The following is a 4,744-nucleotide window of genomic DNA, read 5'->3' on the forward strand; positions in this document are numbered from 1 at the left end:
TCAACCCTCGGGAGTTGCATCAGATGGGCGAGAAGTCGCAGGTCGGCAGCTCACGGGAGGAGCCTGAGGCTCTCAGAAGCTACTACGCGCTGGCGGTCTGACCAGGCATGTTGCCGAGCCGATCCCTTCTGATGCATGATCTGCCCTCCAGAAGGGATGGTCTGGATGGTGCATCAGCGCAAGGTCGCCCTGGCCGGGTCGGCTCACCTGGAGCTCGTCTCCGGTGTGGTCCAGCTGCGTCCCGAGGACGCGATGTTCGATGCGATGCTGCGGGGCTGGCGAGCCCAGCAGAAGGCACGGGGGCTTCAGGACGAAACGGTCGAGGACCGGGAACGGCTCATCCGCCGGTTCCACGAGTTCGCGAACGACTACCCGTGGCAGTGGACGCCGGCCCACATGGACGAGTGGTCGGTGTGCCTGACCGGCGAGAAGCACCTGGCGCCGTCCACGATCCGCGGCTACCAGGGCATCGTCCGCCTGTTCAGCGAGTTCGTCATCGACAGCCGGTACGGCTGGGTGCCCGCCTGCGAGGAAGCCTTCGGCGCCTTCCCCGTGGCGATCTGCCACGAGTGGAACACCATCCCGCACCTGCAGGACTACGAAGGCAGCCCCGAGGCACGGCCGTTCACGCGGGAAGAGCTGCAGCGTTTCCTCGACTACGCCGACGACCAGGTCGACCGCGCTGTGCGCGCGAAGCGCAAGGGCGCCCTGGCCGCCTACCGGGACGCCACCCTCTTCAAGGTCATCTACGGCTGGGGACTGCGGCGGACCGAGACGTCCAAGCTCGACGTCGTCGACTTCGGACGAAACCCGCAGGCCCCGCAGTTCGGCCGGTACGGCACGCTCAACGTCCGCTATGGCAAGGCGAAGAAGGGTCAGCAGCCCAGGCGCCGGAACGTGCTGTCGGTGATGGACTGGGCCGTCGAGGCGGTCGCTGACTACGTCGAGAACGTCCGGCCGCGGTTCGGGTTCCCCGACCATCCGGCCCTGTGGATCACCGAGCGGGGTGGACGTCTCCAGCCCGGATCCATCAACGACCGGTTCGAGGCATACCGCGATGCCCTAAAACTCCCAAAAGACCTAGTTCCGCACTCAATCAGACATTCGTACGTCACCCACCTGACCGAGGACGGAGTGGACCGGCGTTTCATCCAGCAACAGGTCGGCCACGAGTGCGACAGCTCCACGGCGATCTACACCCACGTCAGCGACGACTTCATGAACACTGCCCTGCACAAGGCACTGGCCCCGGCGTTTGCCGGAGTCTGACGGGAAGGACCTGACGATGACCGCCAAGCTCGACTACCGCTGGCACCTGCGCAAGGTGATGGCGGACCGCGGGATGTTCTCCACCACCGACCTCATCCCGCCGCTCGCCGAACGGGGCATCACCTTGTCGACGAGCCAGGTCTACCGGCTCGTGGTCGAGCGGCCCGAGCGGCTGAGCCTGAAGATCCTCATGGCCCTGCTCGACATCCTGGACTGCCACATGGACGACCTCGTCGAGCCGATCGCCTCGGCCACTGCGGTGACGAGGCCGAAGAAGGCCGCGGCTGCGGGCACCGCACCGCCCGCAGCGGACGGGCTCGGCGACCTGCGGCCCAAGCGGGCCAGGATCAGGGGTGTCGACCTGTCGTGACCACCACCGACCAGCCGGCCCGCGCGGTCACGGACCCCGTCGGCCTGATCACGGACCTGATCACCCGCGTCGAGACGGACCTCGGCCCTGAGGCCGTCCGGACCGTGGTCCTCAGCGTCGCCGGTGGCCGCGCGAAGTCGCGCCGACTCGCCGAGGCCCTGTCGGTCCGGCCCGAGGTCCTGTCCGACGGCAGGTCTCCAGCGCCCCGAGCCATCGGCGACCTGCTGATCGCCCTCCGCAAGGCCGGAGCCACCACGATCTCGCCGCCGGTCTGCCGCGACTGCGGCAAGCACCTGCGGACCTTCCAGCGCCGAGGCCAGGACTGGTATTGCTCGGTCTGCGGCCAAGAGAGCGCCGAGTGCGCCGCCTGCGGAAACACCCGGCGGATCTCCATGCGGGACCGGACCGGGCGGCCGCGCTGTTCGATGTGTCCGGACGTCGACCCCCGTGACCCGGTCGACGTCATCCACGAGGTGATCACCAGAATCAGTCCGGCTGCCGATCGCGAGGTCGTCGCCGAAGCGGTTCGCCGGTCCGCTCCCCGCCCTTCATACCAGCAGAAACTGGCCTGGGCTCTGGAAGACGACCCCCGTCTGCTGACAGGCGAGGGGCACCTGGCTCCCCTTCGCGCCGTCCCGCGGTTCATCGAGCTGCTGCACGCCGCCGGCATCGCAGGCGTGGTTCGGCCGGCCTGCCCTCGCTGCCAGCGCGTGGTCCGGATCGACAAGCCTCTCGGCGGGCAGCGGGTCTGCCGCAACTGCATCGCGAAGTCCCGCATCGAGGAGTGCTCGCGCTGCGGCGCCCGGCGCGAGCCCGCCACCCGCGACGCCGAGGGGCGGCCGCTGTGTCCGAATTGCCTGATCACAGACCCGGCCAACCTGGAGACCTGCATCGTCTGCGGCAAGCGGCGCATGGTCTGCACCCGGACTCCCGACGGGCCGATCTGCCCGAACTGCCGTCCCCTGCCCTCGCTGGTCTGCTCGATCTGCGGCCGGATGGCGCCCTGCATGCTCTCGAAGCTGACCGGGCAGCCCCGCTGCGGCCGTTGCGACCAGCGAGAAGTGCACTGCACCGTCTGCGGACGCTTCCGGGACATCCACTCCGGCACCGCCGACGCCCCTGTCTGCGGCCCCTGCACGAAGCCGGACGCCGAACTCTGGCGCCCCTGCCCGACCTGCGGCGACGCCGAACGGCTGACCGCACCTGGCCCCTGCCGCCGCTGCACGCTCAAGCAACGGCTCGTCGGCCTCCTCACCGACGACACTGGCACCGTCCCGCCGAAGCTGCAGGCCCTCCACGACGCGCTATCCGGCACCCAGCGGACGGCGACGGCCATGAGCTGGCTCTCGAAGGGCATCGTCGCCACCGTCCTGTCCGACCTGGCCTCCGGCCGACGTCCCCTGACCCACGAGGCCCTGGACGAACTCCCCGAAGGCAAGGTCGTCGAGCACATCCGCAGCGTCCTCGTGGCAGCCGACGCACTGCCGCCCCGCGACGAGCAAATGGTCCGCCTCGAACGGCATGTGAAGGACCTCGTCGCCTCCCACGCCACCCCGGAGGGGCGGCAGATCCTGCACCGTTACGCGACCTGGCACCTGATTCGTCGGCTTCGCCGCCGAAGCCGCGGCAACGACATCACGCACACCCAGCTCAACGTCGTACGCGTGCACCTGAGGGCGGCCGTCTATCTCCTGGACTGGCTCACGGACCAGGACCTGACTCTGGCCAGCTGCCGGCAGAGCGACCTCGAACGCTGGATGACCCGCGATGAAACTCAACTTCGGAGGGAGGCTGGCCACTTCGTGCGCTGGGCCCTCGCCCAGAGGATCGCCCGGGACCTCAGCTTCCCGGCCGTGAAGTGGAACGGCCCGTCCCAGGCGATGGACGACGATGCCCGCTGGGCCACCGCCCGTCGTCTGCTGCACGACGACACCATCCGGACCGAGGACCGCCTGGCCGGCCTGTTGTTGCTCCTCTATGCCCAGTGGCCGGCGGCGATCTCCCGGCTGACCACCGCGCATGTCGAGAAGACGGACGGGTCCGTCCGCATCCGCCTCGGCGACGTCGCGGTCACCTTGCCCGGCCCCATCGCCGAGCTGGCCCTGGAACAGGTCGCCGCCCGCCGCAGCCACGCGGTCCTCGCCCAGACCGACTCCCACTGGCTCTTCCCCGGCGGCCAGCCCGGCCGACCGATCAGCGCCTGGGCGATGGGCGAACGACTCCGCAAGCTCGGCATCCGGCTCGCGGCAACCCGCTCGACCGCTCTGTTCCAGCTCGCCACCGAACTGCCCGCCGCGATCCTCGCCCGCACCCTCGGCATCCACATCACCGTCGCCGTCAAGTGGCAGCGAGCCGCCGCCGGAGACTGGGGCGCCTACGCTGCCGAGATCAGCCGCCGAGACACCCATCCCGTCACGAGCCCATCAACGTGATGCAGCACCAGGTCGATCTTCCTGCGATTTCCACCCCGAACGAGAGGTACAACCCATGACCGACCATCTGGCTGCCGTCTTCGCGATGCTAGGGCCCGGAGGTCGACGCTTCGCCGACCCCGAGAGCTGGGCCCACCTCGAAGCGGAGATTGGCACAGAACTCCCAAGCCAATACAAGGAGTTCATCGACGAGTACGCGCCGATCAAAGTCAACCGTCACCTCTACTTCAACCACCCGGCAACCACGCGATGGAACCTCCTGGAAGACATCCGGCAGACCGAGCAAGCCTTCCGAGATGCCGACTGGGACGGTCTTCCACATCCAGACACCGGCGTTGACGGAGTCCTGATCCCCGCACTGTCGACCGACTTCGGTTTCCACGTCTTCCTCAGCCGCAGCCCGCGGACACCCGGCTGGAGCGTGGTGGTGCACGACCGCGACGAAGGCGGCTACTGGGAACACGCCATGGGCTTCGCCGAGTGGTTCTGCCGCCACCTCATCGGCGAGGAGGTCATCCATCCCAATGGAACGTACTTCTACCCCGGCCCAGTCGAACTCCAGCACTTGCCCATGAGCCCAGAGGACCGCCCCGTTCCCTGGCACGGCCCTGACCGCGGGATGTGACCTCGATCGAGGCATTCCGAGACTTCCAATACCCGACTCCACCATCAC

At 68.5% G+C, this 4,744-nt stretch carries 4 protein-coding genes; all 4 read left to right on the top strand.

Features of this window, described 5'->3' with window-relative positions:
* Positions 1 to 165 precede the first annotated feature (165 nt).
* From ACIG5E_RS39000 to ACIG5E_RS39015, 4 genes are read left to right on the top strand one after another with little or no spacing between them, the layout of a single operon-like run.
* Positions 166 to 1,269, top strand: a complete 1,104-nt coding sequence (locus tag ACIG5E_RS39000; RefSeq protein WP_396541988.1) for a tyrosine-type recombinase/integrase — start codon at positions 166 to 168, stop codon at positions 1,267 to 1,269.
* A gap of 16 nt (positions 1,270 to 1,285) precedes the next feature.
* Entirely contained in the window at positions 1,286 to 1,639 is a 354-nt protein-coding gene (locus ACIG5E_RS39005; RefSeq protein ID WP_396541990.1) for a helix-turn-helix domain-containing protein, read from the top strand.
* Positions 1,636 to 4,071 (top strand): site-specific integrase, encoded by a 2,436-nt coding sequence (locus ACIG5E_RS39010; RefSeq protein ID WP_396541992.1) that lies wholly within the window; start codon positions 1,636 to 1,638, stop codon positions 4,069 to 4,071. Before ACIG5E_RS39005 ends, ACIG5E_RS39010 begins: the two co-directional genes overlap by 4 nt.
* Before the next feature lie 55 nt (positions 4,072 to 4,126).
* On the top strand, positions 4,127 to 4,696 hold the full coding sequence (locus ACIG5E_RS39015; RefSeq protein WP_396541994.1) for an SMI1/KNR4 family protein: 570 nt from the start codon (positions 4,127 to 4,129) through the stop codon (positions 4,694 to 4,696).
* Positions 4,697 to 4,744: the final 48 nt, after the last annotated feature.

It is taken from the genome of Kitasatospora sp. NPDC053057 (assembly GCF_044546945.1).
In the GTDB taxonomy this organism is placed as follows: domain Bacteria; phylum Actinomycetota; class Actinomycetes; order Streptomycetales; family Streptomycetaceae; genus Kitasatospora.

What these genes read in the sequence shown, in the direction of transcription:
- ACIG5E_RS39000 (WP_396541988.1), top strand. Translation starts at nt 166, where the DNA reads ATGGTGCATCAGCGCAAGGTCGCCCTGGCCGGGTCGGCTCACCTGGAG.
- ACIG5E_RS39005 (WP_396541990.1), top strand. Translation starts at nt 1,286, where the DNA reads ATGACCGCCAAGCTCGACTACCGCTGGCACCTGCGCAAGGTGATGGCG.
- ACIG5E_RS39015 (WP_396541994.1), top strand. Translation starts at nt 4,127, where the DNA reads ATGACCGACCATCTGGCTGCCGTCTTCGCGATGCTAGGGCCCGGAGGT.